We start from the raw sequence: 16,324 nt of genomic DNA, 5'->3' as shown, positions 1-16,324 counted from the left end.
GCGCCGGGGTGCGCTTGATCAGACCCTCAAGAATGATACTTACTCCCTTGCTCACGCGTTCTCGTTGGCCTGGAGGATCCGGGCGACCTTCTTGGCGGTCTCGATGACTTCCTCCTTGTCCTCGGCCACCGGCTGAGGCCGGGGCAGCGATTCGGCGGAAATCTCCGAAGGCGTCATCCGCACATGGATATAGGGCATCCAGATCTCGCCGAATTCGGCCTTCTGGTACCACAGGTCGACAACGTCATAGGACACCCAGAATCCGTCGGGATCCTGAAGCCGCACGCCCTCGCCGATGCGGGGCACGGCGGCAAACCGGACGGTCTCCTGCGTCTGACGTGTCTCGTTCTGGACTTCGATCTCGATCAAAGCACGGTCTCCCTCGCTTGGCCGACAGGCTAGGGGGAAATCCTTGCTGAAAAGGAAATTTTACCAATCTTCCGCGCACGACCGGCCGCGTGAGGGTGCCGATCCCGGTTTCCGCGGGGCACGAGATCGACGGGCCTATACTCTTGGTTAATTTATTCGGCCGCATAAGCCCCGGGAATTGGGGGCCCTTATGGACGAACTGCTCGAAGACTTCGTCGTCGAAACCCGCGAAATGCTGGAGGCGCTGGGCGGCGAACTGATTTCCTGGGAGGAAAATCCGGGCGACCGCGCGCGGCTCGATTCGATTTTCCGCTTCGTCCACACCGTGAAGGGCAATTGCGGCTTCGTGGACCTGCCGCGTCTCGAAGCGCTCAGCCACGCCGCCGAGGATGCGCTGGCCGATGTCCGCGCAGGTCGCCGCAGCGCCGATGCCGCTCTGGTCAGCGCGGTGCTGGCGGTGGTGGACCGGATCGGCGACATGGTCGACGCCATCGAGGCGGGCGAGACTTTCCCCGAAGGCGGCGACGAGGCGCTGAAGGCCGCGCTCGAACCGGCGGCCGCGCCGGTCGTCACGCTGGTTCCGGCTACCCCTCCGCCAATATCAGGCCCCCGTACTGCCCAGCCGCAGCGATCGATCCGCATCCCCGTCGAACTGCTCGACAAAGTGATGAGCGGCGTTTCCGACATGGTGCTGGCCCGCAACGAACTGGCCCGCCGCCTGCGCGAAGGCGCGGTCGAACCGCAAGTCCACGAACCGTTCGAGCGCCTTTCCGCGATTATCGCCGAAGTGCGCGAGGCGATGACCCGCACCCGCATGCAGCGGATCGAGAGCCTGTTTTCCGGACTGCCCCGCATGGTGCGCGACCTTGCCGCCGAACTCGGCAAGCAGGCGCACGTGGACATCGCCGGCAACGAGGTGGAGCTTGACCGCGAGATGGTCGAGATCATCCGCGATCCCCTCACCCACATCGTCCGCAACGCCATCGACCACGGCATCGAGCACGCGCCGCTGCGGCGCCTTGCCGGCAAGAGCGAGATCGGGCGGCTCTCCGTTTCGGCGCGCCAGTCGGGCAACAAGATCCTGATCGACATCGTCGACGACGGGCGCGGGATCGACGAGACGCGCCTGCTCGAAAAGGCCGTGATCGCCGGTCTGGTGGACGAGGCGCAGGCCGCCCGCATGTCGCGCAGCGAAGCCTTCGAACTGATCTTCGAGCCGGGACTGTCCACCGCCGAAACGGTCACCGCGATTTCCGGACGCGGCGTCGGCATGGACGTGGTGCGCGCAAATATCGAGCGGATCGGCGGCGCCATCGAGATCGATTCGACGCCCGGCCTCGGCACCCGCATGACCCTGCGCGTGCCGCTCACGCTGACCATCATTCCGGCCGTGACGGTCGGCATCGGCAACCAGCGCTTCGCGATCCCGCGCAGTTCGGTGGAGGAAATCATCCACCTTGCCGACGGCACGCTGGAAATCGACGAAGTGGGCGGCGCCATGCTCGCCCGTATCCGCGAGCACCGCGTGCCCTGCCTCATGGCCGCGCAAGTGCTGCATGTTGCGGCTGACGAGCCCCTCTCCGACGACGCGGCGCGGCCAGTGATCGTGCTGCGGCACGCGGGCGGCGGCCATTTCGCGCTGATCGTCGATCAGGTCTTCGGGCACGAGGAACTGGTCATCAAGCCCGCAGCCCCTGCCATCATCGCCACCGGCCTCTATGCCGGTACCACGCTGACCGACGACGGCCATCCGATCCTGCTGCTGGAAGTGAGCGGCATCGCCCGCGCCGGCGGCCTGCGCACCGACGCGCTGGAACGCCGCGACCGGCTGGAGGACGCCCCTGCCCAGCCACGCCGCACGACCAGCGTGCTGCTCTTCACCGGGCTCGACGGCATTCGCCGCGCCATGCCGATGGGCGTGCTCGACCGGCTGGAGGAAGTCGGCCCCGAAGCGATCGCGATGGAGGGCGACCGCCGCCTCGTGGTCATACGCGATTGCATCCTGCCGCTCGCCGGGATCGAGGACATGCCCCTCGAAACGGCGCTGGACGGCAATGGCGTCCTGCGCCTGCTGCGGCTTGCCGACGGACAGAACGAGATCGCCTATGCCGTGCGCGAGGCGCTGGAAATCCGCGAGATCGATGCGGATGCCATTGCCGCAGGCGGCGCCGAGCACGAGGATGCAGTGGTCCTGGTCGACGGTCTGGCCACGCAAGTCGTCGCGCCCTACCGCCTGTTCGCGCGCCATTCGCGCACGCCGTCGCGCATCGTCCGGCCGGTCTGCCGCCTTCCCGCCGACGATGCGTGGATCCAGAACTTCGTGCGCCCGATGGTCGAGGCGGCAGGCTACCGCGTGGTCGAGACCGACACCCCGGACGAGGCCGATCTTGCCATCCTGCCACACGATGGCGGCGGCGCGTCCACTGCCTCGCCCCATGGCCCGGCGCGCGAGGTGATCCGCCTACGCACCGAACCGGGAAACCCGGAGCCGGGCGATTCCAGCATCTATCGCTACGATCAGGCCGCGCTGATGGGCGCCTTGCGCCGCCACGCCGGGAGGGCCTGAGCATGTCGGAACTGTCCAATCGAGAACTGCTCGTCGTCGTCACGCTGGCCGGGCGGCGGATCGCGCTGCGCTCGCGCGATGTGCAATCGGTCATCGCGCTTGAAGTGATGACTCCGGTCCCTTGCGCCCCCGCCCATGTTGCCGGACTTTCGGGTCTGCGCAGCCGGGTGCTGACCGTGATCGACGGCTGCCGCGCGCTCGATCTCGGCGAATGTTCGCGCGGCGCCCAAGGCGGCGCCGGATCGCCCGCCGCCGTGGTCATGCACGAAGGTCACGCCTACGCCCTGCTGCTCGACGAGGTAGAGGACGTGACGGAGGCGTGGAACGAGCCGCAACCGATCAACGCGCAAATGGAAGGCAATTGGGCAGCGATGTCGCACGGCCTTGTCGAAACCGCGCTGGGGCCGCTGCTGGTGGCCGATGTCGGGGCCCTGATCGCGGGTCCGCAAGCCACTTTCCCGCCCTCCGTCGAGGCCGCTTAAGCAAATGGTTACGCAAAACGACTAGGGTTGGGCTCTGGGATAAGGAAACTACCGTATGAAAACCTGCCTGATCGTCGATGACTCGCGGTTGATCCGGAAGTTCTCGCGTCAGTCGATGGAGGCCCTCGGCTTCATGGTCAGTGAGGCCTGCGACGGGCAGCAAGCCATCCAGAGCTGCGAAGCCGCGATGCCCGACGTCATCCTGCTCGACTGGAACATGCCGGTGATGAGCGGCATCGAATTCCTGCGCGTCCTGCGCCAGACCGGCCATGCCAACCAACCCAAGGTCGTGTTCTGCACCACCGAAAGCGATGCCGCCCATATTCAGGCGGCCATCGAGGCGGGCGCCGACGAATATGTGATGAAGCCGTTCGACCACGATACCCTGCACATGAAGCTTCAGCTCGTCGGCGTCGCCTGAGCCGCATCGAGGCTGCCTCGATGGCCCTATCCCCGCTGCGCCGACGCGACATGCGCTCCGATCGGGCCCGCGCGGCACTGCTGCCGCCCGTCCGACTGATGATAATCGACGATTCGCTGGTGGCCCGCACCGCGCTCAAGCGCATGGTCGAAGGGGCCGAGGGGCTTGAGGTCGTCGGTATTGCCAGCAATGCCGAAGCGGCGTTGGAAACCTTGCGCACCAGTCGGGTCGACGTGATCCTGCTCGATCTCGACATGCCCGGCATGGGCGGACTGGAAGCACTCCCCCGCATCATCGAGCGGGCACGCGGCGCGCGTATTCTGGTGGTCTCCTCGCTCACCATCGACGGCGCCGAGCATACACTGGCGGCGCTGGCACTGGGCGCTGCCGATACCCTGCCCAAGCCCGTCGCACGCGGATTCCACGGAGACTACCGCGACCTCCTGCTCGGCAAGATCCGCGAACTCGGCCTTGCTGCCGTCCCCACGCGCGAAGCGGTCGGCCGGGAGGCCGCGCCGTCCCCGCGCCTGCGTCCGCCAACGGGCAATCCCGCGCGGCAACCCGCCGAAATCCTTGCCATCGGCGCATCCACCGGCGGCGTTCACGCGCTAGCCAGCCTGTTTGCGGCGCTGCCCCGGCAGCTTGGCGTGCCGGTCGTCATCACCCAGCACTTGCCGCCCGCGATCATTCCCTATTTCGCGCGCCAGATCCGCACCGCCTCGGGCTGCGAGACGCTGCTGGCCGAAGAGGACATGCCGCTCCTGCCCGACCGCGTGCTGATCGCGCCCGGCGCTGCCCACATGGCCTTCCGCCGCCGGGGAGACACGCTCACCGTCCGGCTCGACCACGCGCCTGCCCCGAGCGGCTGCCTGCCCTCGCTGGACACCATGTTCGCCTCGCTCGCCGAGGAGATGGGCGACCGTACTTTGGGCGTCGTGCTCTCGGGCATGGGGCGCGACGGAGCCCTTGGCGCGGCCCGCATCGTCGCGGCCGGAGGCACAATCCTTGCGCAGGACGAGGCCAGCTCGGCCGTCTGGGGCATGCCGCGCGCGGTAGCTGAGGCCGGGCTTGCCAGCGCCGTCCTGCCGCCCGAACAGCTTGCCCAGCGCGTGATCGCCGGAATTGGAGCCACGCCGTGCAAGTGAGTCTCGCCTCCGAACGCCTGCTGGCCGAACTTCTGCGGGCGCGCACCGGGCAGGAGCTGCCCGACAATCGCCGCTGGCGGATCGGCACGGCGCTCTCAGGCCTGTGCCGCGAATATGGCATCGACAGCATCGACCAGCTTGTCGCCATGTTTTCGCCCACGCGGCAATCCGTGCTGGCGCGCCAGATGGTCGAGGCCCTGCTCAACAACGAAACCTATTTCTTCCGCGACCGCGCGCTGTTCGACCATCTCGTCGGGCATGTCCTGCCCACTTTGGCCGAAACCCGGGCGGAAAGCCGCTCACTGACGATCTGGTCGGTCGGATGCTCGACCGGGCAGGAGGCGCTGACGCTGGCGATGCTCTTCGCCTCTCAGGAAGCGCGCTGGGCGGGCTGGACCATCTCGATCCTCGGCACAGACGTCTCCGGCTCGGTGATCGAGATCGCGCGCAAGGGCTGCTACACGCCGTTCCAGATCCAGCGCGGCCTCGCCATGGGCGAGATGATGCGCTGGTTCGAGGAAACGCCGCAAGGCTGGCGCGTGCGCGAACGGCTGCGCCGGATGATTCGTTTCGAGGAGCACAACCTGCTCGATCCGCTGCCCGCCCTGCCCGGCGGCCAGATGCCCACGTTCGACATCGTGCTGTGCCGTAATGTCCTGCTCTATTTCGATGCCGCCACGCGGGAGCGCGCCTTTGCCCGCGTCGCCTCCGCGCTGGCGCCCGACGGCTGGCTGATGCTCGGCGCTGGAGAGACCACGCTGGGCCTGACCGACCGGCTCTCCCCAGAACGCGGCGCCCCCGGATTCTTCCGCCATGCAAAGCCCGCAAAACCGCGCCGCGCCGCCGTCGCGCCAGCCGCTATCGCCTGAAGCGCCGTCACTCCGTTTAAGCCTTATTTAAGCGTAATTTCGTAGGCCTCTGCATCATCGCTCGCCAAGGTTGTTCAGCCAAGGTTTGCAGGGGGGAAGAGTGCAATGACCGACATGGCTTCCGCATCGAAGCGCGACTGGTTCTGGCGCCGGTCCATCGTCACCAAGATCCGCATTATCATCTGCATTTTCCTGGTCATGTCGGTGACGATCGCGGGCGTTGCCTGCGTCGCGCTGAGCAAGGTTCAGGGCGACGCCACGCTGACCGCCAAGCTCCACAGCTCCGCGCTCGGTGCCGCCGATGCCTGGAGCGATATCGCGCAGGCCATGCAGCAGCTCGATGCGGCGCGCGCAGCAGGCGATACAGGCGGTGATTCAGGGCACGGCCTCGATGCCGCCCATGCCAATGCCACCCGGGCGCTCGTCGCCTCGGCCGCCGACAAGCTCGGCAAGGCGCGCGTGGCGCTCGACAATGTCGATCCCGGCGTGGACCTGCTGTTCGACCGCCTGACGCCCACGCTCACTGCCTTCGACGCGCAGCTTTCCTCGGGCCCAACCGGCACCGATCCCTCCGTGGCGATGACCCAGATCTCGGGCCAGGTCGCGCAGATCAAGGACGTGCTGACCCAGCGCACCGAATCCATCGAGCAGAGCCGTGACAGCTTCATCGGCTGGACCGAAGTCACCATGCTGGTCCTCGCCCTGCTGGCCGCGCTCAATGGCATCTTCGCGCTCCTGGTCACCCGGCGCGGCATCACTGGCCCGCTGGCCGACATGGCCGATGCCATGGTCAAGCTGGCCGAGGGTGACCGCGATATCGTCGTGCCCGGCACCGATCAGGTCAACGAGATCGGCGACATGGCCCGCTCGCTCGAAACCTTCCGGCGCGGGTATCTGCGGCTCGACAAGCTGCGGCAGGAAGCCGCCGCCGCCGCCGAGGCCGAGATCGAGCGACAGGAAGAACTGCGCCGTGGCCGCGACGCCATGCGCGACCAGCGCAAGAAGATCGTCCTCGATCTTGCCGAGAAGTTCGAACAGAGCGTGGGCGAGATCGTCAGCGGCGTCGCCTCGGCCTCCAGCCAGCTTCAGTCGACCGCGACCTCGATGGCCAAGTCCGCCGAACATGCCGCCACACGCACCAGCGAAGTCTCGACCGCGATGGGCGAAGCGTCGGCCGGGGTGACCGCCGCCGCTGCCGCCAGCGACGAATTCGCCATGTCGATCCACGAAATCAGCCGTCAGGCCGCGACTTCGGCCGAACTGGCCCGTCAGGCCAGCGAAACCACCGCCAATGCCGATGCCACGATCGCCAAACTGGCGGTGTCGGCCGAACAGGTGGGCCAGATCGTCAAGCTGATCCACTCCATCGCCCAGCGCACCAACCTGCTGGCGCTCAATGCCTCGATCGAGGCGGCACGCGGGGGCGAGGCTGGTCGCGGCTTCGCGGTCGTCGCCGCAGAGGTCAAGGAACTGGCCGCCCAGACCAGCAAGGCGACCGACGAAGTGGCCGCGCAGATCGGCGAGATCCAGGCATCCACCACCGGTAGCGTCGAGGCCCTGCGCGCCATTGCCGAGGACGTGGCCCAGCTTGAGGCCACCTCGGTCTCGATTGCCGCCGCGGTCGATCAGCAGTCGGTTGCCGGGCAGGATCTTGCCCGCAGCATCGACCTTGCCGCGCGCAGCACCGACGATGTTACCGGGCGCGTGGAAGACGTGCGCGAAACCTCGCTGGCGACGGGTGCCGCCGCCTCGCAAGTGCTCTCCTCCTCGACCGAGCTTCAGCTTCAGGCGGCGATCCTCAAGAGCCAGGTCGAGCGCTTCCTCGGCAGCATTCGCAGCCCCGAATTGCCCGACGAGCGCATTTCCACCTACCCCGTCCAGCACGACTGGGACCGCGAAGTCGAAGCCGCTGAATAGGCCGATTGCCTTGCTCCGCCGGGCCGGTCCGATGGACCTTGCCCGGCGGCGCCTCGGGCGATAGCTGAGGGCGATGCAGCGCAATTTATCTCCTGTTCGCAAGGCTCTCGCCGCCGGCACTTTCCTTACCGCGCTTGCCGCTCCGCCGGCCGCCCATGCGGCAACGCCGGCCGAACTGGCCCGCTGGAAGGCAGAGGCGGCCCGGGTCACGATCACCCGCGACGACTGGGGCATTGCCCATGTTCACGGCCGCAGCGATGCCGACACCGTGTTCGGCGCGATCTATACGCAGGCCGAAGACGATTTCCCGAGGGTAGAGGCCAATTACCTCACCGCGCTCGGCCGCACGGCGGAAGCCGATGGCGAAAGCGCGATCTGGCAGGACTTGCGCCAGCGCCTCTTCGTCGATCCCGAGGAACTGAAGGCGCAATATCGCGAGAGCCCGCCATGGCTGCGCACGCTGATGAACAGCTGGGCGGACGGGCTCAATTTCTACCTCGCCACGCATCCCGACGTGAAGCCCAAGCTGCTCACGCGGTTCGAGCCGTGGATGGCCCTCTCCTTCACCGAGGGTTCGATCGGCGGCGACATCGAGCAGATCTCGCTGACCAAGCTCCAGAGCTTTTACGAACACCGCCGCATTCCGCCCACCGCGCTGGAAACCGGCGCGCTGGTGAAAGAACCGAGCGGATCGAACGGCATCGCCATCGCGCCCGTCAACACCGCGAACGGCCATGCCCTGCTGCTGATCAACCCGCACACCAGCTTCTACTTCCGCGCCGAATTGCAGATGACCAGCGATGCCGGGCTCAACACGTATGGCGCGTCGACCTGGGGCCAGTTCTTCATCTATCAGGGCTTCAACCCGAAGATCGGCTGGATGCATACGTCCTCCACCGTCGACAATATCGACCAGTTCGCGGAGACGGTGGACACGCGCGGCGGCAAGCCCGTCTATCACTACGGCAGCGGACTGCGCCCGCTGACGACGCGCGAGGTGACCGTCTCGTTCCGCCGCCCCGACGGCACCATGGGCGAGCGCCAGTTCACCACCTACCGCACGCACCACGGCCCCATCGTGGCCGAGGACGGCGGCAAGTGGATTGCCGAGGCGCTGATGTGGAAGCCGATCCCCGCGCTCCAACAGAGCTGGCTGCGCACCAAGACGAGCGACCTTGCCTCCTTCATCACGGTCGCGGGCGCGCGGGCCAATTCCTCGAACGACACGATCCTGGCCGATGCCCGGGGCGAGATCGCCTATCTCCACCCGCAATTCGTGCCAGTGCGCGACGATCGCTTCGACTACCGCGATCCGGTCGACGGCGCCGATCCGGCCACCGACTGGAAGGGCCTGCACGCGATCGACACGCTGCCCAACGTGCTCAATCCCAAAGTCGGCTGGGTCCACAACACCAATGACTGGCCCTGGGACGCCGCCGGGCCGGACAGCCCCAAGGCCGCCGATTTCCCGCGCTACATGGATCAGGTGGGCGGCAACTATCGCGGCGTCCATGCCGACGAAGTGCTCACCGGCAAGCACGACTTCACGCCCGAACGCCTGATCGCGGCGGCTTACGACAGCCACCTGCCCGCTTTCGCGGTGCTGCTGCCGCAGCTTGCCGCAGACTACGACGCCCTGCCCGCCGCCGATCCGCTGAAAGCCAAGCTCGCCGCGCCGATGGCGCTGTTGCGGAGCTGGGATTGCCGCTGGGGCTATGGCTCGAAGGAAACCACGCTGGCGGTGTTCTGGGGCGATACGCTGGGCGGCAAGTTCGGCGCCGATGCCAAGAGGGCACGGCTGAACCTGCCGGACTACATCGCCAAGCGTACCACGTCTGACCAGCGACTGACCGCGCTTTCGGAGGCGACGGACCGGCTGACGCGCGACTTCGGCGGCTGGCAGGTGCCGTGGGGCGAGGTCAATCGCTTCCAGCGGCTCGACGGTGCGATCACGCCGCACTTCGACGATGCCAAGAGCAGCATTTCGGTGCCCTTCACCTCGGCGCTCTGGGGCTCGCTCGCCTCGTTCGGCGCGAAGCCTTATCCGAACACGAAGAAGTATTACGGCACCAGCGGCAACAGCTTCGTCGCCGTGGTCGAGTTCGGACCCAAAGTGCGGGCATGGGCCGTGAGCGCCGGAGGACAGAGCGGCGATCCGACCTCTGCGCACTTCAAGGATCAGGCGCAGCGCTATGCCGATGGTGCGCTGCGGCCGATCTATTTCTATCCCGAGGATCTGGCCGGGCACACGACCCGTACGTACCGGCCGGGAGAGTAAGCCCGCTCCGCCTGTTCCGCTCGCTCTGCCCAATCAGCCCGTCAGGCCCGTTCCGTCCACTCCCCTCACACCCAAACACTCCGTCGCCCTCGCGAATGCGGGGGCCCTGCTTTTTCTTGAGTTCACGCGCAGACGTGGAGACGCAGAGAGACGGTGCAGCAATCGCCCCTCTGCGTCTCCGCGTCTCTGCGTGCTTAAAAAGAAAAGCGGGGCCCCCGCCTTCGCCGGGGCGACGAAGACCGGTGGATGTAAAGGGGTGGAACGCCGCGAGGCCTATACGAAAAGGCCCGCGGATCGGCGTGATCCGCGGGCCTTTGCTTTACCCGAAGGCTGGACCGGCAACCGTCAGGCCACCGAAGCCAGCCGCGCCGAACCGCGCATCTCGCCGGTATCGAAACGCGCCGCCTGATCGTTGAGCGAAACCGCCTCGGTCGTCAGGTTGCGCGCGGCGGCGGAGGTTTCCTCCACCATGGCCGCGTTCTGCTGGGTCGAATGGTCCATGGTCGAAACCGCCACGCTGATCTGGCTGATCGCGGTGGACTGGGCCTGATTGTCCTCCGCCATCTGGCCGAGCAGCTTGTGCACTTCGCCGACGCCGCCCGAGATGTTCTCGAACGCACCGTCCACGCGCTGCACCGCGTTCACGGCGGTGACGATATCGGTCTGCGTCACCGTAAGCTGGTCACGCGCGCGCTTGGCCTCTTCCTCGGCCCGCATCGCAAGCGCCGAGACGAGATCGGCCACCACGGCGAACCCGCGACCGGCATCACCCGCACGGCCTGCCTCGACCGCCGCGTTCATGGCGAGCACGCGGGTCTGGAAGGCGATCTTGTCGACGCCTTCGATCACCTGGTCGATGCCCTTGGCGCTGTCGCTCACACGGTCCATCGCCGCGACGGCCTCACCGGCAACCGCGCGGCCGCTGGAGACAGTGGTGAGCGCCTCGTCGGCACGGCGGACCGTCTGCGATGCGGCGGTGGCCGAAGCCTTGAGCCGCTGGTCGATCTGCACGAGCGCGGCCGACGTCTCTTCCAGGCTGGCGGCATTGGCTTCGGTGCGACGGGCAAGGTCTTCCGATGCCTGCGCGATTTCCATCGAGCCCGAACGGATACCCCCGGCGCTGAGCGCGACGGCACCGATCATGCGGCGCAGCTCGCCCAGAGCGGCGTTGAAGTTGTCCTTCAGCGCAGCATAGCCCGCCGGGAACGGCACTGCGATCTCGGCCGTGAGATCGCCGCGCGTCAGGGCGTCGAGCCCCTCGCCCACGGCGCTCGTCACCACGCGCTGCTCTTCGGCGGCGCGCTGGTCGGCCTCGGCACGGTCGGCAGCGGCCTGACGGAACACGTCCGCCGCACGGGCCATGGTGCCGATCTCGTCCTCACGCTCGGTTTCGGGGATCGTGCAATCCTCACCCTTGGCAAGGCGGTCAACCGCATCGCTCAGCGCCGCCATCGGGCGGCCGATGATGCCGCGTGCAGCGAAGAACAGGCTCGCCAGCACCGCGCCGACAATGATCAGACCGCCCAGCACAAGCTGCCAGCCGATCGAACGCGCCGGCGCCGAAACGGTCGCCTCGGGAACGTCGAGCACAAGCGCCCAAGTGGCATTGAGATTGTCGAGCGCGATCGGACGGATCACGCGGCGGGTGGGCACGCCGCCGATGTCGAGGCCCGGCAGCACCTTGGTCTCGCCGCTGGCCAGCGCGGCCTTCACTTCATCGAGGCCGGGGTCGGCATAAGTCTTGCCGAGCACCGAGGCGTCCGGATTGGCCACCCATGTCGCCGAGGAGGACAGCAGCATCACGCGGCCGTCACCGAAGGGCTTGAGCGTGCCGAGACGCTGGGAAATCGTACCCAGTTCCATGTCCACGCCGACCACGCCAATCACCTTGTCGCCCGAACGGACGGGGTGCGTGATCGAGGTCATCAGGACCTGCTTGCCGTCAAGATCGTAGGCATAGGGATCGACAAGCGCGCCCTTGCCGCTGTCGAATGCCTGACGGAAGTAAGGCTTGTCGTAAGCACCCGCCTCATTGTTCGGCTGCTGCGTCAGGACGCCGTTGCTCTTCACCCAGTACGGCGTGAAGTTGCCGTTGGGTGCGGAGCCCGGCTGATTGCCCTTGCCCGCATCGGTGCCGTCCCACTGGTTCGGCTTGATCATCACCCAGCTGCCCAGCGCTGCCTTGGATTCGAGCAGATCGGTCTTCAGCACCGTCAACGCCGTGCCGCGATCGCGCGCGCCGGTCGCGTGCATCTTGCCCAGCGACGAGGCCAGGGCCCGTGCAGTCGCCTCGAACGTGGCGATATCGGCCTTCACCTGATTGCCCTCGGCATTGGCCTGGGCGACGGCGGCATCGTCTGACAGGTTGGCCACGGCCGTGCCGGTCTCAAAAACGACGCCCGAAAATCCGAGCAGGAGCAGCAGCGCGATCGCCAGGCCGGCGACCGTCATCAGCTTGCCCGCTATGTGCATGCGACTGAACAGGTCTTTCATTATCTCGCTCCAGCGGGAGGATCAGAAGCCGGCGCTGACGGAAAACAGCGCGGCGCCATCGGCGTTGTGGCCGTGGCTAAGGTCGGTATCGATGTAGGAAAGGTTGAAGGTCAGCTTGCTCACCGCGACGTCGGCGCCCAGCGACCAGTCGTAATAGCCGCCGGGCTTCGGGCTGAGCGCGCCCTTGCTGCGGCCGCCGTGCGCGCGAAGCGTCACCGGGGTCCCGGGAATAGGCGCGGCAGCCTCGCCGAAGAGGTAAAGGTGATCGCCGCCCAGCGCGGCCTGATCCCAGCTATAACCACTGCCCAGCGTTCCGCGCAGCGGGCCGAAATCGTGGGTCAGCTTGGCCGTGGTCTCGAAGTACTCGATCTTCCCGGTGCCCTTGCCGCCGGGATAGCTGTAATAGGCAACGGCAACGTCAAGGCTGGTACGCTTGGCGACGTTACCCGCCCAGCCGCCGTAGAGATCGACCTCGGTGGGGCCATAACGGTCCCCCAAGCCGAGCGAAGAGCCCCAGGTGCCGACGTAGACGCCGCTCTTGTGCGCAAGGTTGATCGTGCCCTGGATCGCAGGGTCCTTGCCGGTCAACGAGATGCCGCGAAACCGGTAGTCGCTGATGAGGGTGACGTCGCCCGAGACGGTGATGGCGGGGCTTTCTTCCTGAGCTTGAACGGCGGGGGGAAACAGAACTGCAATCAGGGCGACCCCTGAAGGAATGGCAAAACGCATGTAAGTCCTCTTTGCGGGACACTGATAGACTTTGCCATTATAGGATAGCTCGCCAGCCAACGTGCCGGCCGGACTCGATTACAGGAGCAGTCGAAGCCGCGGCGCGAAACTCCGGCGCGGCGGCGCGGGAAATCAGTTCTCGCGGATACGGGCTATCTTGATGTCCAGCCCGCCGTAGAGAATGTCGAGCAGCGGGCTCGCATAGTTGAAGATCGCGAAGGGCGCATAGGCCAGCGTGGGCACGCCCAGCACCGCCGCCATATAGGCGCCGCAGGAATTCCACGGCACCAACGGTGCCGTGACGATGCCGCCGTCCGAAACCACGCGTGAGAGGTTCTTGCTCGCCAGATTGCGCTTTTCGAATTCCACCCGAAACAGGCGGATCGGCAGCACGACCGCCACGTATTGATCAGCGGTCACGATGTTCAGGCCGATCGCGGTGCAGATCGATGTCGCGATCAGGCTGCCGGTGTGCTTCGCCCGCGTGAGCACCGGCGTCACAAGCTTGGACAACAGACCGAACTCATCGAGCAGCGATCCGAAAGCCAGCGCCACGATGATCAGCCAGACGGTCAACAACATGCTCGCCATGCCGCCGCGCGAAAGCAGGCTGTCCACCGCCTCTATGCCGGTATCGGTATGATAGCCGCTGGCGATCACATGCCAGACCGCCTTGATATAGGCCTCCAGCCCGGTCCCGCCGTCGGGAATGATCGCAAGCACCGCATGGGGTTGGGTGAAGCAGGCGAGCAACCCCGCGAACAGCGCCGAAGTCATGATCGCCAGCGACGCCGGAGCCTTGCGGAACGACAGGACGACCAGCAGCAGAAGCGGAAGCAGATTGATGGCCGAGATATTGAAGATCTGATCCAGCGCCATCAGTTCGGAATGTATGACCTCCGAACCGGCCAGCGCGGGATGGCCGATAAATCCCAGCGAGATCAATCCGATCGCCGCGATAACGAAGGCCGGGCCGCTGACCCACGCCTGATGGCGAAGATGCTCGTAAATATCGTTGCCGGTCAATTGGGCGGCCAGGATCGTCGTTTCGGACAAGGGAGACAGTTTGTCTCCGGTATAGGCCCCGGAAACGACCGCACCGGCAGTAATGAAGGGGGATAGATCGGCCAGAGTGGCCAACCCGATCAATCCAACTCCGATAGTTCCCGCTGTCGTCCAAGAACTGCCGATGCAGAGCGATGTGACGGCACAGACTATTAGCGCCGTAGCGTAGAACCAGTTGGGATTAATGATCCCAAGACCGTAGTATACCAGCGTAGGAATGGTACCGGCCATGTTCCATGTACCGATCAGCGCGCCCACCGTAAGCAGGATGAAAATCGCACTGACCACCGAAGAAACGCCGCGACGCCCCGCTTCGGCAACACTTTCCCAAGGATGGCCATTCTTCAGGATAATCAGGGATGCCACCATGCCGGCCAGCATCATCGCGACCTGCAATGGCCCGGCCATCGCATCCACGCCGAACAACACGACCGCGCTACTGACAAGTACTGCCAGGATCACCAGCGGTAACAGCGCGTCCGCATAAGAGGGTTCGCGGGGTTGTCTTGGGGTGGGTTCAGGATCCGTTTCGGGCATGCGGTCCATCTTTCGAAAAGTTCCGCAGTAAAAGCACTTGCCGAGTCGGCTAGGTGATGAACCGATATTGGCGCACAAAGAAAAAATTATCACGCTCAAAATTCAAAAATTCGCGAAGCGCCACTCATTTAGAGTCCATTTCGAGAACACCCGCGGCAACGCATTAGAAGCGACACTCTATTGCCGCGAGCCTGCGAAACGGCGGACGAGAGCGCGAATTGATGCTGTTCGGGGGGAACCCGCCCGCCTGCACTGCAGCTTTCGTGCTTCTTCCTGGCACCTCGATCCCGTTGCTAAACAATGGATTAACGCTGATACAATTCAATTTTCCGCATGAAATCAACAGCCGCCTTCTATGAAAGAGCGCAATCACATTTGCGTTGCACTGCAACAATACAGGTATGGCGAGGAGAAATCGTCGCTCCATTTAAAAATTTGTCTTTGCACACTTATTCGCTTTGAAGATATGCTGGCCTCAGATCACTTTTGAACGCGGGAACACCGCGCGGGAGGGCAAAGTGAAATCTGCCTCGGTCCGTCTCCTCGGCTACCTCCTGGCCATCGCACCGCTTTCGGCCCACGCAGAACCAGCAGTCCCCCCGGATGGCGAGGCGGGAACGCTCAAATCCGATGCATCCGGATCGGATCAGGAAGTCGATCAGCTCCACATCCCCGGCTACGACGGAACGCGCGTGGGCGCATCGGCAATCGAGTTCGAATTCGCGCCCGAGATCGCCTCCCACAATCCGCTCGGTTCGAACTCCCGCACAAGCACGTCCACCAGCACATCGCTAACCTTCATCACCACCCAGCCCCTGTCGGACCGGCTGGAAGTCGAATTCGACGCCGGGCCGTCGATGCTTCTGGAACATGGCGACATCGCGGAATCCACCCTCGCCGCGTCGCTCGAACTGCGCACGCACCAAAGCGCCTCCGGTTTCGCCGGTTTCGCGCGGTACGAACTGGCGCACGACATGGACAGTTTCTTCGGCAGCAGCCTCGCCACCGACCAGACCCTCACGGGCGGGTTGCGCTATGGCGCGAATGTCGGCGCCGGGTCGATCGGGGTGGAACTGGCCCCGCGCTGGATGAATTCCAATCACAATACCGACGATTACCTCGCCGCCGAACTTTTCATCGACGCGTTCTATCCCGTCATGAACGACGGCATCGGCCTGATCGGCGAAGTGTCCATCGATCGCCGCTGGTACCTGAACAACGGCTCCGCTGTGCCCGGCAAGCGGCGCGACTGGCGGTTCGAGGGCTTTGCCGGGATCGATATCGCAAACCTGCTTGCCCCGCCGCCGGGCCGCTTCAACCCGCTTCACGCGCTAGGCGTCGGCGTGCTCTGGCTGGAAGTCGATTCCAATCTGGACAGCGCGGACCGCTCCGCTTTCAAAGTCCTGCCCGCCATCACGCTGCGCGCAGATTTGTGACAGTTATTCCGTAAGTT

The 16,324-nt window shown here is 65.6% G+C and carries 12 protein-coding genes; 8 read left to right on the top strand and 4 right to left on the bottom strand.

Annotated features, from left to right (window positions below; translation table 11 throughout):
• Nucleotides 1-51: 51 nt before the first annotated feature.
• Nucleotides 52-369: a hypothetical protein gene (locus AC1VVK_RS14980; protein ID WP_207904590.1), complete on the bottom strand. Its 318-nt coding sequence runs from the start codon at nucleotides 367-369 to the stop codon at nucleotides 52-54.
• Between the two features lie 190 nt (nucleotides 370-559).
• Between AC1VVK_RS14980 and AC1VVK_RS14975 the strand changes: the two genes are divergently transcribed.
• The 7 genes from AC1VVK_RS14975 to AC1VVK_RS14945 all read left to right on the top strand — a co-directional run bounded on the left by AC1VVK_RS14975 (nucleotide 560) and on the right by AC1VVK_RS14945 (nucleotide 10,047).
• Nucleotides 560-2,935, top strand: a complete 2,376-nt coding sequence (locus AC1VVK_RS14975) for a chemotaxis protein CheA (RefSeq protein WP_482903592.1) — start codon at nucleotides 560-562, stop codon at nucleotides 2,933-2,935.
• 2 nt (nucleotides 2,936-2,937) lie between these two features.
• Nucleotides 2,938-3,417, top strand: a complete 480-nt coding sequence (locus AC1VVK_RS14970) for a chemotaxis protein CheW (RefSeq protein ID WP_482903591.1) — start codon at nucleotides 2,938-2,940, stop codon at nucleotides 3,415-3,417.
• A gap of 55 nt (nucleotides 3,418-3,472) precedes the next feature.
• Entirely contained in the window at nucleotides 3,473-3,838 is a 366-nt protein-coding gene (locus tag AC1VVK_RS14965; protein ID WP_132384715.1) for a response regulator, read from the top strand.
• Between the two features lie 20 nt (nucleotides 3,839-3,858).
• Nucleotides 3,859-4,983, top strand: coding sequence for a chemotaxis-specific protein-glutamate methyltransferase CheB (gene cheB / locus AC1VVK_RS14960; RefSeq protein WP_482903590.1), 1,125 nt, complete (start codon nucleotides 3,859-3,861; stop codon nucleotides 4,981-4,983).
• Nucleotides 4,974-5,852, top strand: coding sequence for a CheR family methyltransferase (locus AC1VVK_RS14955; RefSeq protein WP_482903589.1), 879 nt, complete (start codon nucleotides 4,974-4,976; stop codon nucleotides 5,850-5,852). Before cheB ends, AC1VVK_RS14955 begins: the two co-directional genes overlap by 10 nt.
• 105 nt (nucleotides 5,853-5,957) lie before the next feature.
• The gene (locus AC1VVK_RS14950) at nucleotides 5,958-7,769 is read left to right on the top strand and encodes a methyl-accepting chemotaxis protein (protein ID WP_482903588.1); all 1,812 of its coding nucleotides are present in this window, start codon (nucleotides 5,958-5,960) and stop codon (nucleotides 7,767-7,769) included.
• 73 nt (nucleotides 7,770-7,842) lie between these two features.
• Nucleotides 7,843-10,047: a penicillin acylase family protein gene (locus AC1VVK_RS14945; RefSeq protein WP_482903587.1), complete on the top strand. Its 2,205-nt coding sequence runs from the start codon at nucleotides 7,843-7,845 to the stop codon at nucleotides 10,045-10,047.
• A gap of 345 nt (nucleotides 10,048-10,392) precedes the next feature.
• On the opposite strand, the gene AC1VVK_RS14940 is transcribed toward AC1VVK_RS14945, so the two are convergent.
• The 3 genes from AC1VVK_RS14940 to nhaC form a co-directional block, all read right to left on the bottom strand.
• The gene (locus AC1VVK_RS14940) at nucleotides 10,393-12,540 is read right to left on the bottom strand and encodes a methyl-accepting chemotaxis protein (protein ID WP_482903586.1); all 2,148 of its coding nucleotides are present in this window, start codon (nucleotides 12,538-12,540) and stop codon (nucleotides 10,393-10,395) included.
• 21 nt (nucleotides 12,541-12,561) lie between these two features.
• The gene (locus tag AC1VVK_RS14935; RefSeq protein WP_482903585.1) at nucleotides 12,562-13,269 is read right to left on the bottom strand and encodes a TorF family putative porin; all 708 of its coding nucleotides are present in this window, start codon (nucleotides 13,267-13,269) and stop codon (nucleotides 12,562-12,564) included.
• Between the two features lie 132 nt (nucleotides 13,270-13,401).
• The gene (nhaC, locus tag AC1VVK_RS14930; RefSeq protein WP_482903584.1) at nucleotides 13,402-14,871 is read right to left on the bottom strand and encodes a Na+/H+ antiporter NhaC; all 1,470 of its coding nucleotides are present in this window, start codon (nucleotides 14,869-14,871) and stop codon (nucleotides 13,402-13,404) included.
• A 518-nt stretch (nucleotides 14,872-15,389) separates the two neighbouring features.
• Between nhaC and AC1VVK_RS14925 the strand changes: the two genes are divergently transcribed.
• Entirely contained in the window at nucleotides 15,390-16,307 is a 918-nt protein-coding gene (locus AC1VVK_RS14925; protein ID WP_482903583.1) for a hypothetical protein, read from the top strand.
• Nucleotides 16,308-16,324 lie beyond the last annotated feature (17 nt).

The sequence above is a fragment of the Novosphingobium sp. BL-S-32 genome (genome assembly GCF_056857055.1).
The sequence above is the reverse complement of the archived record's forward strand: the minus strand, read 5'-3'. Positions and strand labels throughout refer to the sequence as shown.

Bases quoted from the DNA above. Each gene is read 5' to 3' on its own strand.
- AC1VVK_RS14945 (WP_482903587.1), top strand. From the start codon at position 7,843: ATGCAGCGCAATTTATCTCCTGTTCGCAAGGCTCTCGCCGCCGGCACT.
- nhaC (WP_482903584.1), bottom strand. From the start codon at position 14,871: ATGCCCGAAACGGATCCTGAACCCACCCCAAGACAACCCCGCGAACCC.
- AC1VVK_RS14970 (WP_482903591.1), top strand. From the start codon at position 2,938: ATGTCGGAACTGTCCAATCGAGAACTGCTCGTCGTCGTCACGCTGGCC.
- AC1VVK_RS14940 (WP_482903586.1), bottom strand. From the start codon at position 12,540: ATGAAAGACCTGTTCAGTCGCATGCACATAGCGGGCAAGCTGATGACG.
- cheB (WP_482903590.1), top strand. From the start codon at position 3,859: ATGGCCCTATCCCCGCTGCGCCGACGCGACATGCGCTCCGATCGGGCC.
- AC1VVK_RS14975 (WP_482903592.1), top strand. From the start codon at position 560: ATGGACGAACTGCTCGAAGACTTCGTCGTCGAAACCCGCGAAATGCTG.
- AC1VVK_RS14965 (WP_132384715.1), top strand. From the start codon at position 3,473: ATGAAAACCTGCCTGATCGTCGATGACTCGCGGTTGATCCGGAAGTTC.
- AC1VVK_RS14950 (WP_482903588.1), top strand. From the start codon at position 5,958: ATGACCGACATGGCTTCCGCATCGAAGCGCGACTGGTTCTGGCGCCGG.
- AC1VVK_RS14935 (WP_482903585.1), bottom strand. From the start codon at position 13,269: ATGCGTTTTGCCATTCCTTCAGGGGTCGCCCTGATTGCAGTTCTGTTT.